Genomic DNA, 16,778 nt, shown 5'->3' with positions numbered 1-16,778 from the left:
TCTTACTCTTCTCCTTCATATGCCTCTAAACGTTTATCAAATTCTGCTTCGCTTTCACAAAAACGCATCACATGAATGTCCTCAGGATCAAAATATACCCCTACTTCTTTTCCAATGCTAGTTGGATTAGTCGAGTGAATCAGCCATTCATTTTCATCACTATCAATGGCCTTAATTTCAAAATGATCTCCCAAAAAGAGCTGACTTTCAACCATAACTCTTAACTTTCCATGTTCAATATCAGTAATATCTAGATCTTCAGGCCTTAAAACGACCTCTACTTTTTCTCCTGGTTTAATTCCTGCATCAGCACATTCAAAACGGTGATTACCGAATTCCACTTCATAATCTTTAATCATTCTTCCGCTCAGAATATTTGAATCACCTATAAAGCGAGCTACGAAATCATTAACTGGTTCATCATAAATATCAACTGGACTTCCACTTTGTTGGATTTTTCCTTCATTTAAAACAAAAATTTCATCACTCATAGCTAAAGCCTCTTCTTGATCATGAGTAACAAAAATAAAGGTAATTCCTAACTTTTTTTGGATTTCACGCAATTCAAATTGCATATCTTTTCTTAAACGCTTATCTAAGGCAGATAAGGACTCGTCTAAAAGTAGAACTTTTGGCTGATTCACAATTGCTCTTGCAATTGCAACACGTTGTTGCTGCCCACCACTTAATTCAGAAATTTCGCGATTTGCAAAGCCATTTAACTGAACCATATGAAGAGCTTCTTTAACAGCTAACTTTATTTCTTGCTTATCTTTTTTCTTGATTTGCAAACCAAAAGCAACGTTTTCAAAAACATTCATATGCGGAAATAAGGCATAATTTTGGAAAACCGTATTAATTTTTCTCTTGGCTGCATCCAAGTTGGTAATATCTTTTCCATCAAAAAATACTTGACCACTTGTTGGTTCACTAAATCCAGCAATTATTCTTAAAATAGTTGTCTTGCCTGATCCTGATGGCCCTAATAAAGAATAGAATTTCCCTGATTCAATCGTTAAATTAATATCTTTTAGAGCCACAAACCCATCGTCATACTCTTTACGCACATGCGTTAATTTAATAATATCGCTCAACTTTTTCACCATCTCATCAAAAAAGCTACAAGCCGTTACTTGTAGCTTTGTCGTAGTATCTAATCTTTTTCTTTTCCTATAATTCTTACTTCAGTTTGCAAATCAACATCAAAATCTTTTTTGATCGTCTTTTGAATTAAATGAATTAAATCTAAATAATCAGTAGCTGTAGCACCACCAACATTGATAATAAAGCCCGCATGCTTCATTGAATCTTCGGCACCACCAATTCTTTTTCCCTGAAGACCCGCTTTAATTATCATTGGACCCACAAAGTGGCCTGTTGGGCGCTTAAAGACGCTTCCACATGAAGGATATTCAAGTGGTTGCTTTGCTCTACGTAAGCCATTAAAGTATTCCATTTTAGCCTTAATGGCCCACTTATCTCCTGGTTCAAGTCCAAAAGTAGCACTGATTACTATATCTCCAGTTTCCTGAACTAGTGAATGACGATAGCCAAATTCCATTTCATCGTGAGTATAAGTTTTAAATTTGCCTTCACGAGTTAAGACCCGAACAGATTTAATGACAAATTCTGTCTCGCCACCGTAAGCACCAGCATTCATGAAGACAGCTCCACCAACGCTACCAGGGATACCAGCTGCAAACTCTAAACCACTTAAGCCGGCCTCACATGCTGCTTCAGATGTATCAATAATTCTAGCGCCAGCATCTGCAGTAACTGTTGCTTCTTCTTGGTTAGCAACAATTTCATCCATCTTAGTAAGAATTAAAACTAGACCTGAAATTCCTCCATCTCTAATAATTAAGTTAGAAGCATTTCCAATAACAGTCAAAGGTAGGTTATTAGTTTTAACTGTTTCCACTAAGATTTTTAATTCATCTAAATTTTTAGGAAAAGCAAGATATTGCGCAGGTCCACCGGTCTTAGTAAACGTAAAGCGGCTCAATGGAATATTTTCTTGAATATCAATTCCCTGTTTTTTTAAGTCCATTAGTTGCATTTTCAATCTCTCTTTTCCTTAAATAATCGTCCCTTTAATCATACCGCAATAAATAGCTAGTTTTCTACCTTAAGTGTTATACTAAAAAGAAAAATAATATTTTATTTAGGGGATAAAAATGAACTTTACTGCAATGGATTTTGAAACGGCAAACAGTCATCCTGAAAGTGCATGTTCTCTTGCCTTGGTTATGGTTAGAAACAATGAAATTGTCGACCGTTTTTATACAGTTATTAATCCGCAAATGCCTTTTGATGGTCGAAATATCAGAGTTCATGGTATTACTGCCGAAGACGTTAAAAATGCACCAACAATGGCTGAAGTTTGGCCTAAAATAAAAAAATTGTATCAACCCGGAATGTTAGTAGCTGCTCATAATGCACGGTTTGACTGCCGGGTAATGGAAAAGTCGCTCGCCCGCTATAATATTCCAGCTCCTCACTACTTTGCAATTGATACTTTAGCAATTAGCAAGGCGTTCGAACCTGATCTTCCTAATCACAAATTAGACACAGTGTCAGAAGCTTTAAATATTAACTTATGGCATCACCATAACGCTTTAAGTGATAGTGAAGCTTGTGCGGGAATTTTAATTGAAGAAAATAAACGTGTTGGAGATGATCCAATCAAAAAAATGGTTAAGCCAATCTAAGCTTAACCATTTTTATTATTCAAAAGATCTTTTTATATCTGATAACCAAGCTTGGTTTCTCTTACCAACAGCTTTAAATTCAACTATTCGTTTGGTTGAATCCCATGAATCATCAATCCGCTTAATCGTTACTTCAAGATAATCGTTTGGCAAATCATCAATAATAAATTGTGGCCACTCAATTACCACTAATCCGTCTTCGGCTAGATATCCAGGCATGTCAATACTTGATAAGTCACCATCTTCTAGCCGATACATATCCATATGAAAAAGTGGTATTTTACCTTCACGATATTCTCTAACAATTGTAAATGTTGGGCTTTTAACAGGACGTCTAATACCTAATGACCGAGCAATTCCTTTAGTCAGAGTGGTTTTTCCAGCACCTAAATCACCAGATAAGAGGAGCAGGTCATGTCCCTGGCTACTTTTTCCAATTGCCTGACCTAATTTTTGCATTTGTTCATCAGAATTTATTTCTAATGATTCCATTTTACTTCTCCATGTTTGCTTGAGCAGCAGTTAAAATAGCTAATAAGTATACATCCTCTGTTTTACATCCACGTGATAAGTCGTTAATTGGAGCAGCTAATCCTTGCAATACAGGCCCAATTGCACTAAAGCCACCTAAACGCTCAGCAACCTTATACGAAATATTACCTGACTGAAGTTCAGGGAAAATAAAAACATTAGCATGTCCAGCAACTGCAGAACCTGGAGCTTTTGCTTCTCCTACGCGCGGAACAATAGCGGCATCAAATTGTAATTCGCCATCGCAAACTAAATCTGGATATTTTTGATGTACTAAATTAGTCGCATCTTGGACTTTAGTTACCATTGCTCCTTTTGCTGAGCCCTTAGTCGAAAAACTAAGCATTGCAATTTTAGGATCAAGCCCAATCATTTCAGCTGTTTTACTGGATTGATAAGCAATTTCGGCTAATGTCTCACTATCAGGATCAATATTAATTGCGCAATCCGCAAATATATATTTTTCGTCTCCACGTTCCATAATCATCGCACCTGAAACACGGCTCATTCCCTTTTTAGTTTTAATAATCTGCAGAGCTGGACGAACAGTATTAGCCGTTGAATGAGTAGCACCAGAAACCATTCCATTAGCTTTTCCTTCATATACTAACATGGTACCAAAATAAGAAACATCTTGTAGAATTTCTTTTGCTTCTGCTAAAGTATTCTTTCCTTTTCTTAATTCCACAAAATCTTGGCACATTTTTTCAAAATCTGGGTAGACAGCCGGATTGATAATCTCAATTGAACCTAAATCAACATTTAATTTTTCAGCAGATTTTATCACTTCATCGGGTTTTCCTAACAAAAGTGGTTCAACAATTCCCTCTTCTGCAAGACGAACAGCAGCCTTAATTATTCGCTCATCATTTCCTTCGGGAAAAACAATCACTTTTTTTGATTCTTCTGCTTTTTTCTTAAGTGAGTCAAATACTTTCATAACAAATTAAGCCTTTCTTTTTATCTCTAGCTAATATTTTACAATTTCAAAGCTTTTTCTCAAAACAAAAACTATGCCATATCTGATTGGCTTACTTCCTGTGGCAATTGCCAATCAATTGGACTCTCACCAAATTTAGTCAAGGCATCATTACATCTCGAAAACGGACGGGAACCAAAGAAACCACGGTCTGCTGAAAAAGGACTAGGATGCGCAGACTTGATAATGACATTCTTTTCTTCATCAATTAACGGAATTTTATTTTGAGCAAATCTTCCCCACAAAATAAATACAACTTTCCCGCGATCGCTAAGAGCTTTAATAGCTGCATCAGTGACTATTTCCCAGCCTTTTCCCTGATGGCCATTGGCATTTCCATAAGGCACTGTTAATACTGCATTAAGCAATAAAACTCCCTGATCTGCCCACTTTTTCAAATAACCATGATTTACTGGAATGGCACCAACATCATCATACAATTCTTTATAGATATTTTTTAACGATGGCGGCAAAGCAACACCAGGATTAACACTGAAACTCATTCCCGTAGCTTGTCCCGGGTTATGATAAGGATCTTGGCCTAAAATCACAACCTTAGTATCTGCAAAAGAAGTCAATTTAAAAGCAGTAAAAATATGATACATATCTGGAAAAATCTGCTTTGTTTGATATTCACTTTTTAGAAAATCATGTAATTTTTGATATTGTTCACTATCAAAAGCGGGTGCTAAAATTTCATCCCAATCATTTCCAATTAATTTTTTCATATTTATTCTATCCTCTTGTATCTCTAAGAAATCCAAGTTCATGATATCATATAGATAAAAGATCGGAGGACTTAAAATGATTAAACTTATTGCAAGCGATATGGATGGCACACTATTAAATAAACAAATGCAAATTTCATCTGAAAATATTTCTGCTATTAAAGAAGCACAAGCTAAAGGAATCGAATTTTTAGTAGCAACTGGGCGGGCACCTTCTGAGTCGCAAGGAATATTGGCAAAAGCTGGACTTCACACTGGTTTCATTAACTTAAATGGTGCAATGGTTTTTAATACGGCGGGCAAATTAATTGTAAATGAGCCAATACCTAAAGAAGAGAGCTTCAAGATTAATAAGTTACTTAAAGATTCTGGCTTCTATTTTGAGATAGTGGGAGCAGATCATGTTTATTCTGATTCTCGTTTGCGAAGGATCGCTAACTTTTCTGATCTTTTAGTTGACCTTAATAAAAAACTAACTTTCAAAAAAGCAGTTTCTTTTGCTGCTGGCTCCGACGAAATCATGAAAATCAAATACGTCCCTGATTTTAAAGACCTACTTAAAAAGCCATCATTTGAAGCAATGAAATTTGTCGCTTTTCATCCAGATGGTCCAAAAGTCTTTAATCATATTCGCGAAGAAATTAAAAAAATTGGTGATTTAATTGTTACTGCAAGTTCTTCAACTAACATTGAAATAAATAATATTAAGGCTCAAAAAGGAATTGCTTTAATGGATTACGCAAAACTGCAGGGCTATCAGCCTAATGAAGTGATGGCTATTGGTGATAATCTTAATGACGAATCAATGATTCGAATGGCCGGTATTGGTGTTGCAATGGAAAATGCCGCACCTGAAATCAAAAAAATTGCTAATTTTATTACTAAAACCAATAATGAGAATGGTGTTGCATATGCAATTCGCCATTTCTGTAAATAAACATAATTTTCCCTAAAGGCAGATGAAATTATGCGTTATACTGTCCAACTTACCCAAGGTCAAACTTGTGGTCAAATCCCGGTCAAAAACCACCAGGGAGAGATTGTCTATATTTTAAAAGGAAACCTTAATGAGTTTAATCAACCGATCATTCTCACTGATATTAATCATGTTGAGATTGGGCGGCTCTATTTAGACTCTAATCTTCTTCTAACTAGCTATAGCGTTGATGTAATCAACCACTCCCTAGTCAAAGTAAAAAAAATAAATAGTCGGTTTGCAAATTTATTCTATATTACTAGATTAAACTATTGGATTAAAGGAAGTTTAAAACAAGGCAGATATAGTTTTTATTCAGGCATTAAAAAAGTGGCTAGCGTTTGTTCGCTAGTCACTGATGCTGGACTTACTTGGAGCTGTGATATTTCACGTCCCGAAGATGTCCCTTTTATTATTTTAATTAGTCTGCTCTTCACACAATGGCATACTAAACCTTTATTCCTACCAACTTTTAATTTTCAAAATAGAGTTAACGCTCTCTCTTAGTCGTAGTTTAAATAGTAGTGTGAGAAATTAAAGACTTGAAATTTATGAGAACAAATTTGTTTTTGAAAATCAATCAATTCAATAATAATCGCTAATTCTTCCAGTAAGAAACTATAGTTTTTATTACATCCATGGCTAATCCAAAAACAAATTCGATCATATAACAAGTTGGTCAATTGTTTAAGTATAAGTTCTGAAAAACTTCCTCTTTTATAAACATAAGATCGAATATACCGAAAGAAATGCTCTTTCATCTTTTCACACATACAATCTTGTTCACTTAAATGATAAGCATTATAAAAATACTGTTTATTTTTCTGAATATATTCACATAAAACATTAAGAAGTTGATTTAGACTTTCTTTTTTGTTTTTGCGTAATTCTTTTCTTAATTCAAACAAAATACAGGCTTCGATACAGTTATTTATCTTTCCATATCGTAAGTAAAAAGTTTTTCGACTAATTTTTGCTTTACTACAAAGTTTCGAAATATTTACTTTCTTTACATTTGGTTCAGATAACATACTATGTAAAGTTATTTGAACTCTTTCCAATTCTGCCAACATCTCATTTTTATTTCCTTTCTAAAAAAAGGATCACGCTACCTTTCTATGACTGACAGTTTTATTACTTTATCAGGTTTTATCAATCTAGACAATAGTAATAATGTAAATAGTGTTATTTTTAAATATTTCTTTAAATTTAATAATCAAAAAAGAGAATTAATCTATTTAACCTACGATTAATTCTCTTTTGATTTAATTAACTTTTTTAACCATATGATTATACATACGGTCTCCTATCGTCATTGTCGAAGTTGTTTTAAAGCCCATGTAATCATACAGACGAGCTGCTCTAGGATTATCTTGATCAACGTTCAAACTGATCTTTTTATATCCCTTCTGCTTAGCAACTTCAAGAGCAAACTTAATTAATTGCTGTCCAATACCTTCTCCCCAATGTTTGGGAGAAACTGCAATAGCATCCAGATACCATTCATGTGGCAATGCTTCTTTATCTGAAAAAATGATTGCATCAAGAGGCAGTCCGACCTTAGGATATGAACTTTTTAATGAAATATCAATTAGTCCTTGATCATCATAACCATACATTACCATTATCCCAACTGGACGATCCATTTCATCTGCTTCTACCCACATTCGATTATGAGAATACCGATAATGAGGTGAATAGAAGCCATGCTTCATCAAATCATAGAATTGACTTTCTGGAAGTGCTTTAATGGTATCCATATCCATTTCATCAAAAATTTGTTTTAAAATTGGAAAAACTAACGGGAAATCAGTTAATTTTGCCTTTCTAATCATTTTACCTACCTACTTAATTAAATTCCATACTTGCGGTGAATTTCTCGATCTTGATCACGTTTTTTAATTGTTTGTCGCTTATCGTATTGCTTCTTCCCCTGACCAACGCCTATTAATACTTTGGCAAAACCATGCTTCAAATAAACTTTCAAAGGAATAATTGTCATTCCTTGTTGAGCTTGAATTCCAGCTAGACGAGCAATTTCTCTTTTATGAAGCAATAAGCGCCGTGATCTCAAAGGATCATGATTGTAGCGATTACCTTCTTTATATTCACTAATATGAACATTTTCTAAAAAAGCAGATCCATTAATTATTTGAACATATCCATCACGTAAATTAATTCTGCGAGCACGAACTGATTTAATCTCGGTACCAGTTAAAGCGATTCCTGCTTCAAGAGTATCTTTAATAAAATAGTCATGATTTGCCTTTTTATTCTGAGCAATCAAGTTATCTGCTTTTTGTTTCATCGTTTTCTTCCTAATTACTTTTTATTAGTTTTAACAGTTGTATTCTGACGATGGCGAATCTTAAAATTATGACCATTATTTACACGGAAAGATTTATTATTCTTACCATTATTATTTCTATGTCCCTTATTAAAGCTACGCTTACCGCGACTATAACCTCTTTGTGGACGTTTTTTGGCATTTGGATCATAAATTTCAAAGTCTAATTGATGTTGCTCAACATCTGCATTGATTAACTTAACCTTAATTGGCATTCCAATCTTAAATTGCTTGTGAGAATTGCGACCTGTTAAAGTCAATGACTTTTCATCAAAGTTGTAATAATCATCGTTTAAGTTAGAAATATGAATCAAACCTTCAACAGTATTTGGCAATTGAATAAACATCCCAAAACTTGTTACTGATGAAACAATAGCATCAAAAGTTTGACCAACTTTATCAGCCATGAATTCCGTCATCTTCAAATCATTTACACCACGTTCAGTATCAATTGACTTTCTTTCTTGTGTTGAAGTTTGTTCAGCAACATCAGGAAGCTGTGACTTGAAATGTTTTTGGACATCCTTATCCATCTTTTTATCAGCATATTCATGAATCATTCGGTGGACCATTAAGTCAGAATAACGACGAATTGGAGAAGTAAAGTGAGTGTAGTATTTAGCTGCCAAACCGAAGTGACCAAGTGGTTCTGGAGAATAATGTGCTTGTTTCAAACTACGAAGCATCATCATTTGCACAACTGCTTCTTCAGGTGTACCTTCAGTCTTAGCTACCACCTTCTGTAAATCTTTTGGTTTTACATCATTTGGATCAGCTTTTACATTTAAGCCAAATGCACTTACAAATTCAAAGAATGATTGCATCTTTTCTTGATCTGGAGTTTCGTGAACACGGTAAAGAAAAGGAACATGCTTCTTGTAATAATCTTCAGCAACTGTTTCATTCGCCATTAACATAAATGATTCAATCATTTTTTCAGCAGTACCACGTTCATGAAGAACAATATCAGTTGGCTTACCTTTATCATCAACAATAATCTTAGCTTCTGGTTCTTCGAAATCAATTGCCCCGCGTTGGTGACGCTGTTTATATAAAATACTATGTAAATCAGCCATGTCATGAAGCATTGGAGCAACGTCTTCATATTTTTGCTCTAGCTTTTCATGATTATTTGGATCAAGAACTTTATTAACGTTGTTATATGTTAAACGACCATGGGATTTCATAACTGATGGATATATTCTATACCCAACACGCTTACCTTCTGGTGTTATCTCCATATCACATGAAAGAACCAAACGTTCAACGCCTTCATTAAGCGAACAAATACCATTTGATAATCTGAATGGAAGCATTGGAATAACACGGTCAACTAAGTAAGTACTATTACCACGAGCAAAAGCTTCTTTATCTAAAGGACTTCCTTCTTTTACATAATGGGACACATCAGCAATATGTACACCTAGGTGATAATTACCATTAGGAAGCTTCCAAACTACTACAGCATCATCAAAGTCTTTAGAATCGTCCCCATCAATTGTTACAGCAGGTTGATCAGTAATATCAACACGTTTTGCTTTTTCTTCCTCTGTTACATGATCTGGAATATTATTTGCCTGATCCATAGCATCTTCAGGCCAATCAGTTCGAATATCATTGTCAACTACAATTGACATAATATCAACACCAGGATCATTCTTATTACCAATAGTTAAAAGAGCTACACCTTGCATTTCATCAGGTTGATCTTCGTTAGGATATTTGGTAATAGAAATTTTTACCATATCACCCATTTGTGGCTTAACACCGTTATCGGTGATATTAATCTTATATTTCTTTAACTTACGATTTTCACTAACAACATAACTGTAAAAGCCACTTGATTTTACTACTTCATCAGCATACGGATGAAATTCACCAACTAAAGTTTCAACTCCACGTTCAGTAATTTCCTCAATTTTACCCTCAGGTCCTCTGCCATTCCATGGATTTGCACCTGCGATGATCTTTACTTTAACATGGTCTCCATCAATTGCAAACTTAGTATTGTGCTTATCAATAAAAGCATCTTCCATACTTTCATCATCAAATTTAACAAAACCAAATCCTTTATCATTTGCTTTAAATGTACCTTCAGCAACAGTATTCAATTGATTCAACTGATATTTTCCTTGACCATCAGTTACAATTTTTTTACTGTGCTCTAAAAAAGTTAAAGCTTTAACTAAATCTGGAAAATTTAATCTTTGATTACGGCTGAGATCATTTTCAAGTTGATCTACATCGTATTGCTCTTGAGGATTATGTCTGAATGTCTCATAAACATCAGCTAAAACTCGTTCATTTTGTGTCATTATCTAATTTGCCTCAATTTCTTTATAAGATAAGTTAAGCTAAAAGAAATTAAAAAGCCCCCCTATGACCGGAAGGCTTTTTTTACTTGGATGAAAGTATTGCCAAGATCAAAGCAAGAGCGAAAAAGAGAACCAACAATACAGCGGTAATTCTTTCCATTAATGCTTCAAATCCACGCTTTTTTGTCTGGCCACTAAATACTGCACCGCCGGACAATGCGTTTAAGGCATCTTGTTGCTTTTGCGGCTGCATCAATGTAGCAATAATAATTAAAAAGCTCACAATGATGAGTAGCGTCATGACGATATTATACAAAGCGCTGCCTCCATTACCTAAATTTCTTACTGTACTGATTTTACCATATTTAACTAACGAATGCTAAAAGAAAAAGGGAGCCACCTTAAGCGACACCCATTTTTCTTTCACTTTAAATATTAATTAAAATTGTTTGTGTAAATTATAGAAACTGTGAATTCCCTTGTATTGAGCAGTTGAACCCAAAGCTTCTTCAATTCTCATTAATTGGTTGTATTTAGCAATTCTGTCAGTTCTTGACATTGAACCAGTCTTAATTTGACCAGCATTAGTTGCAACAACTAAATCAGCAATTGTAGTATCTTCAGTTTCACCAGAACGGTGAGAAACAACAGCAGTGTAACGTGCTTCCTTAGCCATTTCAATAGCTTCAAAAGTTTCAGTTAAAGTACCAATTTGGTTAAGTTTAATTAAGATTGAGTTGGCAACACCCATCTTAATACCTTTTTCAAGATAACTAGTGTTAGTAACAAATAAATCATCACCAACAATTTGTACCTTATCGCCTAAACGTTCAGTAAAAGTCTTCCAACCTTCCCAATCGTTTTCGTCCAAAGGATCTTCAACGGAAATAACTGGATACTTGTCAACTAAATCTTCAATTAATGAAGTCCATTCTTCAGCAGTGTATTCACGACCATCAGCAACAGTTACATACTTCTTAGTATCCTTGTTGTAGAATTCAGAAGCAGCACAGTCAAAGGCAATAGCAATGTCTTGACCTGGTTTGTAGCCAGCACGTTGAATAGCTTCTACTAAAATTTCAAATGGTTCTTCGTTGTTCTTCAAGTTAGGTGCAAAACCACCTTCATCACCTACGGCAGTTGATTCACCACGTTCTTGCAATAAGCCCTTCAAAGTATGGAAAGTCTCTGCACCCATACGGACAGCTTCATGAAGTGATTTAGCACCAACTGGCATAATCATGAATTCTTGAATATCAACGTTGTTATCTGCATGCTTACCACCATTGATAACATTCATCATTGGAGTTGGTAAAACATGAGCATTTGGACCACCTAAGTATTCGTATAAAGGCAAGCCTAATTCATCAGCTGCAGCGCGAGCACTTGCTAATGAAACAGATAATATTGCATTAGCACCTAAACGACCTTTATTTGGAGTACCATCTAAATCGATCATAGTTTGATCGATTAAACGTTGATCAGTAACATCTAAACCGATAACAGCTTTAGCAATTTCGCCGTTAACATTTTCAACAGCAGTTAAAACGCCTTGACCACCAAAGCGAGACTTGTCACCATCACGTAATTCTACGGCTTCATGTTCACCAGTAGAAGCACCAGATGGAACAATAGCACGACCAAAGCCGCCTAATTCAGTATAAACTTCTGCTTCAACAGTTGGATTACCACGAGAGTCAAGAACTTCACGTGCGTGAATATCAGTAATAACAGACATGGAGATTCTCCTTTTTCTAATTCCGTTTAAATAAATTGTTAATTAATCTTGGTAGTTTACTAATGCTAAGAATGATTCTGGATCAAGTGAAGCACCGCCAACTAAACCACCATCAATATCAGGTTTAGACATTAATTCTTTAACGTTAGCTGGTTTTACTGAACCACCGTATTGAATACGAGCGTTTTCAGCAGTTTCTTCGTTGTACAAGTCTTTTACAGTTTCACGAATAGTCTTGCACATTTCTTCAGCTTGATCAGCAGAAGCAGTCTTACCAGTACCAATAGCCCAAATTGGTTCATAAGCAATAACAAGCTTAGAAACTTGTTCTGCAGTCAAACCATCTAAAGCAGCTTTGATTTGAGCAACTACCCATTCTTCTTGCTTATTAGCTTCACGAGTTTCAAGAGATTCACCACAGCAAATAATTGGAGTTACGCCATTAGCAAATAAAGCTTTAGCTTTTTTGTTAATGTCTTCATCAGTTTCGTGGAAGTAGCCACGACGTTCTGAGTGACCAATAATACAGTAGTCAATACCCATTTCGTTTAAAACTTTTGGTGAAGTTTCACCAGTAAATGCACCTTCAACTTCAAAGTATGCATTTTCTGCACCAGTATGTAAGTTTGAGCCTTCAGCAGTTTTCTTTAAAACATAAAGATCAACTGCAGGTGCAGCAATAACTGATTCAACTTTACTTGGATTTGGTAACTTACCCTTAACTGCATTTACAAATTCAACAGTTTGTTCTGGGTTCATATGTAATTTCCAGTTACCAGCAATAATTGGTGTACGCATTTAAAAATTCCTCCTAATTTTACTTGTCAGAAACACAAGCGATTCCTGGTAATTCTTTACCTTCAAGGTAGTTAAGTGAAGCACCACCACCAGTAGAAATGTGGCTGATCTTAGGAGCAATTCCCAATTGCTTAGCAGCAGCAGTTGAGTCACCACCACCGATAATAGTTACAGCATCCTTCAAGTCAGCTAATGCACGACCAACTTCCAAAGTACCTTCTGCGTAGTTTGGCATTTCGAATGCACCCATAGGTCCATTCCATACAACAGTCTTAGCATCCTTTAAGATGTCTCTAAATTTTTCAACAGTCTTAGGACCAATATCAAGACCCATTTCATTGTCAGGAATATCATCACCAACAACTTCGTGAGGAGCATCGTTTGAGAATTCAGTTGCTGCAACATTATCTACAGGCAATACAATCTTATCGCCAGCTTTTGCTAATAATTCTTTTGCGAGTTCAACTTTATCAGCTTCAAATAATGATTTACCAATCTTGTGGCCTTGTGCAGCTAAGAATGTGTAAGCCATACCACCACCAATTAAAATGTGATCTGACTTAGGAATTAAGTTTTCAATAACACCAATCTTATCTGATACTTTTGCACCACCAAGGATAGTTACAAATGGATGAACCGGGTTTTCAACAGCATCACCTAAGAACTTGATTTCCTTTTCAAGTAAGAAACCAGCTGCTGCAGGTTTACCAGCCTTCTTCATAGCAGTTGCAATACCAACATTTGAAGCGTGACTTCTGTGAGCAGTACCAAATGCGTCGTTTACAAATACATCGCCAAGACTTGCCCAGTATTCGCCAAGTTTTGGATCGTTCTTAGATTCACGTTTACCAAAGTCATTGTCAATATCTTGGAATCTAGTGTTTTCAAGAACAATAACGTCGCCATCTTTCATTTTATCGATGGTTTCTTCAACTTCTTTACCTTCATTTTCTGGTACAAAAGTTACAGGCTTCTTTAATAACTCACTTAAGCGTTCTGCTACTGGACGTAATGATAATTCCTTCTTGTCAGCATCTGACTTTACACGGCCCAAGTGGCTCAGCAAGATTGCTTTACCACCATGTTCAATAATGTACTTAATAGTTGGCAAAGCAGCAACGATACGGTTATCATCACCAATAACACCATTTTTAATTGGAACATTGAAGTCAACACGAACTAAAACTTTTTTACCTTTAAGATCAAGGTCTGAAACGATTAATTTAGCCATTTAAATTAATTTACCTCCGATAGATTATTTGAAAAAAGGCGGAGGAAGTAATTCCCTCCGCCTTCTCTCGTCTGCTTACTAAAATCAATAATTAATTAATGATTAAAGAGTAGCAAATTTCAATAAAGTACGAACCATTTGGCAAGTGAATGAGTATTCGTTGTCGTACCAAGCAACAGTCTTAACTAATTGCTTGTCACCTGCAGTAGTTACCATGGTTTGAGTTGGGTCAAAGATTGAACCAGCAGTCATACCTAAAACGTCGCTAGAAACGATGTTGTGGTCGTTGTATGCAAATGAAGGACTTTCGTACTTCTTAACTGCTTCGTTAACTTCGTCAGCAGTTACATCCTTGCTTAAGATTGAAACTAATTCAGTTACAGAACCATCTGGAACTGGAACACGTTGTGCGTGACCGTTCAACTTACCGTTCAATTCTGGAACAACAAGACCAATAGCCTTAGCAGCACCAGTTGAGTGAGGAATAATGTTGATAGCTGCAGCACGAGCAGAACGTAAGTTACCACCACGTACAGGACCATCCAAAAGCATTTGAGTTGAAGTGTAAGCGTGGATAGTAGTCATAGTACCAACTTCAATGCCGAATTCCTTTTGTAAAGCATTAACCATTGGTGCTAATGAGTTAGTAGTACATGAACCAGCTGAAACAATCTTGTCGTCAGCAGTCAAAGTATCATCGTTTACGCCGTAAACAATGGTCTTCAAGTCTGAACCAGCAGGTGCAGAAATTAATACACGCTTTGCACCAGCCTTAAGGTGAGCTTCTGACTTAGCTTTGCTAGTGTAGAAACCAGTACATTCAAGAACGAAGTCAACGCCATCATCCTTAACCCAAGGAATGTTTTGTGCTTGTGGTTCAGCGTAAACACGGTACTTCTTACCGTCAACTACGATTGAGTCATCAGTTGCTGAAACTTCGTGGTTGAAAGTACCATGAGTTGAGTCGTACTTAAGTAAGTGAGCTAAAAGTGCTGGAGTAGTCAAGTCGTTGATTGCAACAACTTCAATATCTGAAGACTTTTCGCCTAAATCCATAATACGACGGAATGCTAAACGACCAATACGGCCGAAACCGTTAATACCAATTTTAACTGTCATATCCTATATTCCTCCTTAGGAAATATGTAAGTAACAATTTATTTTAAACGGGAATTACTTCCCCTTTAAAACCAAGTTTGAGGCTCCTTCATCCGTGATCAACCACGTCTGTTTGGGAGCATGATGCATGTAAGCCGCAATTGCTGCAGCCTTGCTGGCACCAGCAGCAATTGCGAATACATGAGGTATTTTATCTAAATCTTCTAGTTGAAGACCAATACGTGGGATACGTTTAACAAGTCTACCTTGTCGGTCGAAGAAATACCCGAAACATTCGGCCACAGCTCCATCATTTCGAAGCTTAGAATTAGTCATAACATCTAAGCCACGTCTCTTTGACATGACATCTGCTCTACCAACTCCATGTATCACCATATCACTATTATAAATGTTTGAAATCGCATTCGCAATATCTGTGTCTTGAAGTAATAAAGTCAAGGCTTCAGATGATACATTTTCTGGTAGATATAGGCCTTTATGCCTACCTCCCGTTTCAGATGCCATCATCTGAGCTACAGTATTGCTTTGAATTTCAACACTTTCTCCAACTGCTCCCCTTCCAGGAACAAACAACAAATCGCGATAGCGACTTAATTTAGGAGAAAGATGACGAGCTACTCCAGCAACAGTAGTACCACCCAATACGGTAATGATACTTTTTCCTAGCGGTAAAAGAAGATCCAGGGCAGAATTAAGTTGTTCACCCATCAAATCAACTACACGCTCTTGCCGATCCATATCACCAGGAACAATAATTGCTCGATCAATACCCAACTTCTGTGCCAATTCAATTTCAGTTTGGCTTGCATTGAATAAACGATCAATTAATGGAACAGCTTCTTTTAAAGTTCTCTTTCCTTTATCAGTTAATTCCATCCCATAGCTCTGAATATTGATCAGACCTAATTGTCGCAAATAATCAGTTTCAGTTCGCACATTGCGCTCGCTTAATCCTAATTTTTTAGCAACAACTCGTCGCCCAACTGGAGCTAACAGCGAAATCTGTTCAAGAACAAGAAAACGTTGCCGAATTATTTTTAAAACATCAGGAACTAAGCTTTGCAACAAGGTTAAATCCGAGTCCATTGCTCGCTCCCTCTATTGGGTCAAAATCGATACCGCCATATGACGGTCAGCGACCCAAAAAGCTTAAAAATATTAGAGAGACGCGAATTGATTAACTTCAGATTCACATTTCTCTCTCGACATTTTTTAGTATAGCAATATCTTTTTTTAAATTCAAGATATATCCTTCAGAATAATTAATTTGTACTTTCTTCTTTTTTTGATATACTTATTTTAGTT

At 35.9% G+C, this 16,778-nt stretch carries 18 protein-coding genes; 3 read left to right on the top strand and 15 right to left on the bottom strand.

Features of this window, described 5'->3' with window-relative positions:
• Positions 1-2: 2 nt before the first annotated feature.
• Together AB5359_RS01085 and murB are read right to left on the bottom strand one after the other, a co-directional pair.
• A complete protein-coding gene (locus AB5359_RS01085) occupies positions 3-1,094 on the bottom strand; it encodes an ABC transporter ATP-binding protein (RefSeq protein ID WP_368279953.1) in 1,092 nt (363 codons plus the stop codon).
• A 59-nt stretch (positions 1,095-1,153) separates the two neighbouring features.
• On the bottom strand, positions 1,154-2,059 hold the full coding sequence (gene murB / locus AB5359_RS01080) for a UDP-N-acetylmuramate dehydrogenase (protein ID WP_048686389.1): 906 nt from the start codon (positions 2,057-2,059) through the stop codon (positions 1,154-1,156).
• A gap of 118 nt (positions 2,060-2,177) precedes the next feature.
• Between murB and AB5359_RS01075 the strand changes: the two genes are divergently transcribed.
• A complete protein-coding gene (locus tag AB5359_RS01075; RefSeq protein ID WP_048686388.1) occupies positions 2,178-2,711 on the top strand; it encodes a 3'-5' exonuclease in 534 nt (177 codons plus the stop codon).
• Positions 2,712-2,726: 15 nt separating this feature from the next.
• Here AB5359_RS01075 and tsaE read toward each other — a convergent pair whose 3' ends face one another.
• The 3 genes from tsaE to AB5359_RS01060 all read right to left on the bottom strand — a co-directional run bounded on the left by tsaE (position 2,727) and on the right by AB5359_RS01060 (position 4,949).
• Positions 2,727-3,203 (bottom strand): tRNA (adenosine(37)-N6)-threonylcarbamoyltransferase complex ATPase subunit type 1 TsaE, encoded by a 477-nt coding sequence (gene tsaE, locus AB5359_RS01070; protein ID WP_048686385.1) that lies wholly within the window; start codon positions 3,201-3,203, stop codon positions 2,727-2,729.
• A 1-nt stretch (position 3,204) separates the two neighbouring features.
• The gene (pta, locus tag AB5359_RS01065) at positions 3,205-4,182 is read right to left on the bottom strand and encodes a phosphate acetyltransferase (protein WP_003648464.1); all 978 of its coding nucleotides are present in this window, start codon (positions 4,180-4,182) and stop codon (positions 3,205-3,207) included.
• Between the two features lie 71 nt (positions 4,183-4,253).
• Positions 4,254-4,949: a uracil-DNA glycosylase gene (locus tag AB5359_RS01060; RefSeq protein ID WP_035429585.1), complete on the bottom strand. Its 696-nt coding sequence runs from the start codon at positions 4,947-4,949 to the stop codon at positions 4,254-4,256.
• Positions 4,950-5,025: 76 nt separating this feature from the next.
• Here AB5359_RS01060 and AB5359_RS01055 point away from each other — a divergent pair, with 76 nt between their 5' ends.
• Together AB5359_RS01055 and AB5359_RS01050 are read left to right on the top strand one after the other, a co-directional pair.
• Positions 5,026-5,886, top strand: a complete 861-nt coding sequence (locus tag AB5359_RS01055; RefSeq protein WP_048686383.1) for a Cof-type HAD-IIB family hydrolase — start codon at positions 5,026-5,028, stop codon at positions 5,884-5,886.
• A 30-nt stretch (positions 5,887-5,916) separates the two neighbouring features.
• Positions 5,917-6,432 carry a hypothetical protein gene (locus AB5359_RS01050; RefSeq protein WP_039156101.1) on the top strand — a complete coding sequence of 172 codons (516 nt, stop codon included), beginning with the start codon at positions 5,917-5,919 and terminating at the stop codon, positions 6,430-6,432.
• Here AB5359_RS01050 and AB5359_RS01045 read toward each other — a convergent pair.
• The 10 genes from AB5359_RS01045 to AB5359_RS01000 form a co-directional block, all read right to left on the bottom strand.
• On the bottom strand, positions 6,429-6,998 hold the full coding sequence (locus AB5359_RS01045; protein WP_048686381.1) for a TetR-like C-terminal domain-containing protein: 570 nt from the start codon (positions 6,996-6,998) through the stop codon (positions 6,429-6,431). The two genes, AB5359_RS01050 and AB5359_RS01045, sit on opposite strands and share 4 nt — an antisense overlap.
• A gap of 192 nt (positions 6,999-7,190) precedes the next feature.
• Complete coding sequence (locus AB5359_RS01040) at positions 7,191-7,760, bottom strand: GNAT family N-acetyltransferase (RefSeq protein ID WP_368279952.1); 570 nt, start codon at positions 7,758-7,760, stop codon at positions 7,191-7,193.
• A gap of 17 nt (positions 7,761-7,777) precedes the next feature.
• Positions 7,778-8,233, bottom strand: coding sequence for an SsrA-binding protein SmpB (smpB, locus tag AB5359_RS01035; protein ID WP_003648457.1), 456 nt, complete (start codon positions 8,231-8,233; stop codon positions 7,778-7,780).
• A gap of 14 nt (positions 8,234-8,247) precedes the next feature.
• Complete coding sequence (gene rnr / locus AB5359_RS01030) at positions 8,248-10,587, bottom strand: ribonuclease R (protein WP_048686379.1); 2,340 nt, start codon at positions 10,585-10,587, stop codon at positions 8,248-8,250.
• Positions 10,588-10,669: 82 nt separating this feature from the next.
• Positions 10,670-10,903 (bottom strand): preprotein translocase subunit SecG, encoded by a 234-nt coding sequence (secG, locus tag AB5359_RS01025; RefSeq protein WP_003647016.1) that lies wholly within the window; start codon positions 10,901-10,903, stop codon positions 10,670-10,672.
• 123 nt (positions 10,904-11,026) lie between these two features.
• Positions 11,027-12,325: a phosphopyruvate hydratase gene (gene eno / locus AB5359_RS01020; RefSeq protein ID WP_048686377.1), complete on the bottom strand. Its 1,299-nt coding sequence runs from the start codon at positions 12,323-12,325 to the stop codon at positions 11,027-11,029.
• Positions 12,326-12,367: 42 nt separating this feature from the next.
• On the bottom strand, positions 12,368-13,123 hold the full coding sequence (gene tpiA, locus AB5359_RS01015; protein ID WP_368279950.1) for a triose-phosphate isomerase: 756 nt from the start codon (positions 13,121-13,123) through the stop codon (positions 12,368-12,370).
• 19 nt (positions 13,124-13,142) lie between these two features.
• Positions 13,143-14,354: a phosphoglycerate kinase gene (gene pgk / locus AB5359_RS01010; protein WP_003647013.1), complete on the bottom strand. Its 1,212-nt coding sequence runs from the start codon at positions 14,352-14,354 to the stop codon at positions 13,143-13,145.
• A 102-nt stretch (positions 14,355-14,456) separates the two neighbouring features.
• The gene (gap, locus tag AB5359_RS01005) at positions 14,457-15,473 is read right to left on the bottom strand and encodes a type I glyceraldehyde-3-phosphate dehydrogenase (RefSeq protein ID WP_048686376.1); all 1,017 of its coding nucleotides are present in this window, start codon (positions 15,471-15,473) and stop codon (positions 14,457-14,459) included.
• A gap of 54 nt (positions 15,474-15,527) precedes the next feature.
• Positions 15,528-16,559, bottom strand: coding sequence for a sugar-binding transcriptional regulator (locus tag AB5359_RS01000; protein WP_048686374.1), 1,032 nt, complete (start codon positions 16,557-16,559; stop codon positions 15,528-15,530).
• Positions 16,560-16,778: the final 219 nt, after the last annotated feature.

The organism is Lactobacillus sp. RTP31084st1_F9_RTP31084_210423 (assembly GCF_040919545.1).
Taxonomy (GTDB): domain Bacteria; phylum Bacillota; class Bacilli; order Lactobacillales; family Lactobacillaceae; genus Lactobacillus; species Lactobacillus paragasseri.
The sequence above is the reverse complement of the archived record's forward strand: the minus strand, read 5'-3'. Positions and strand labels throughout refer to the sequence as shown.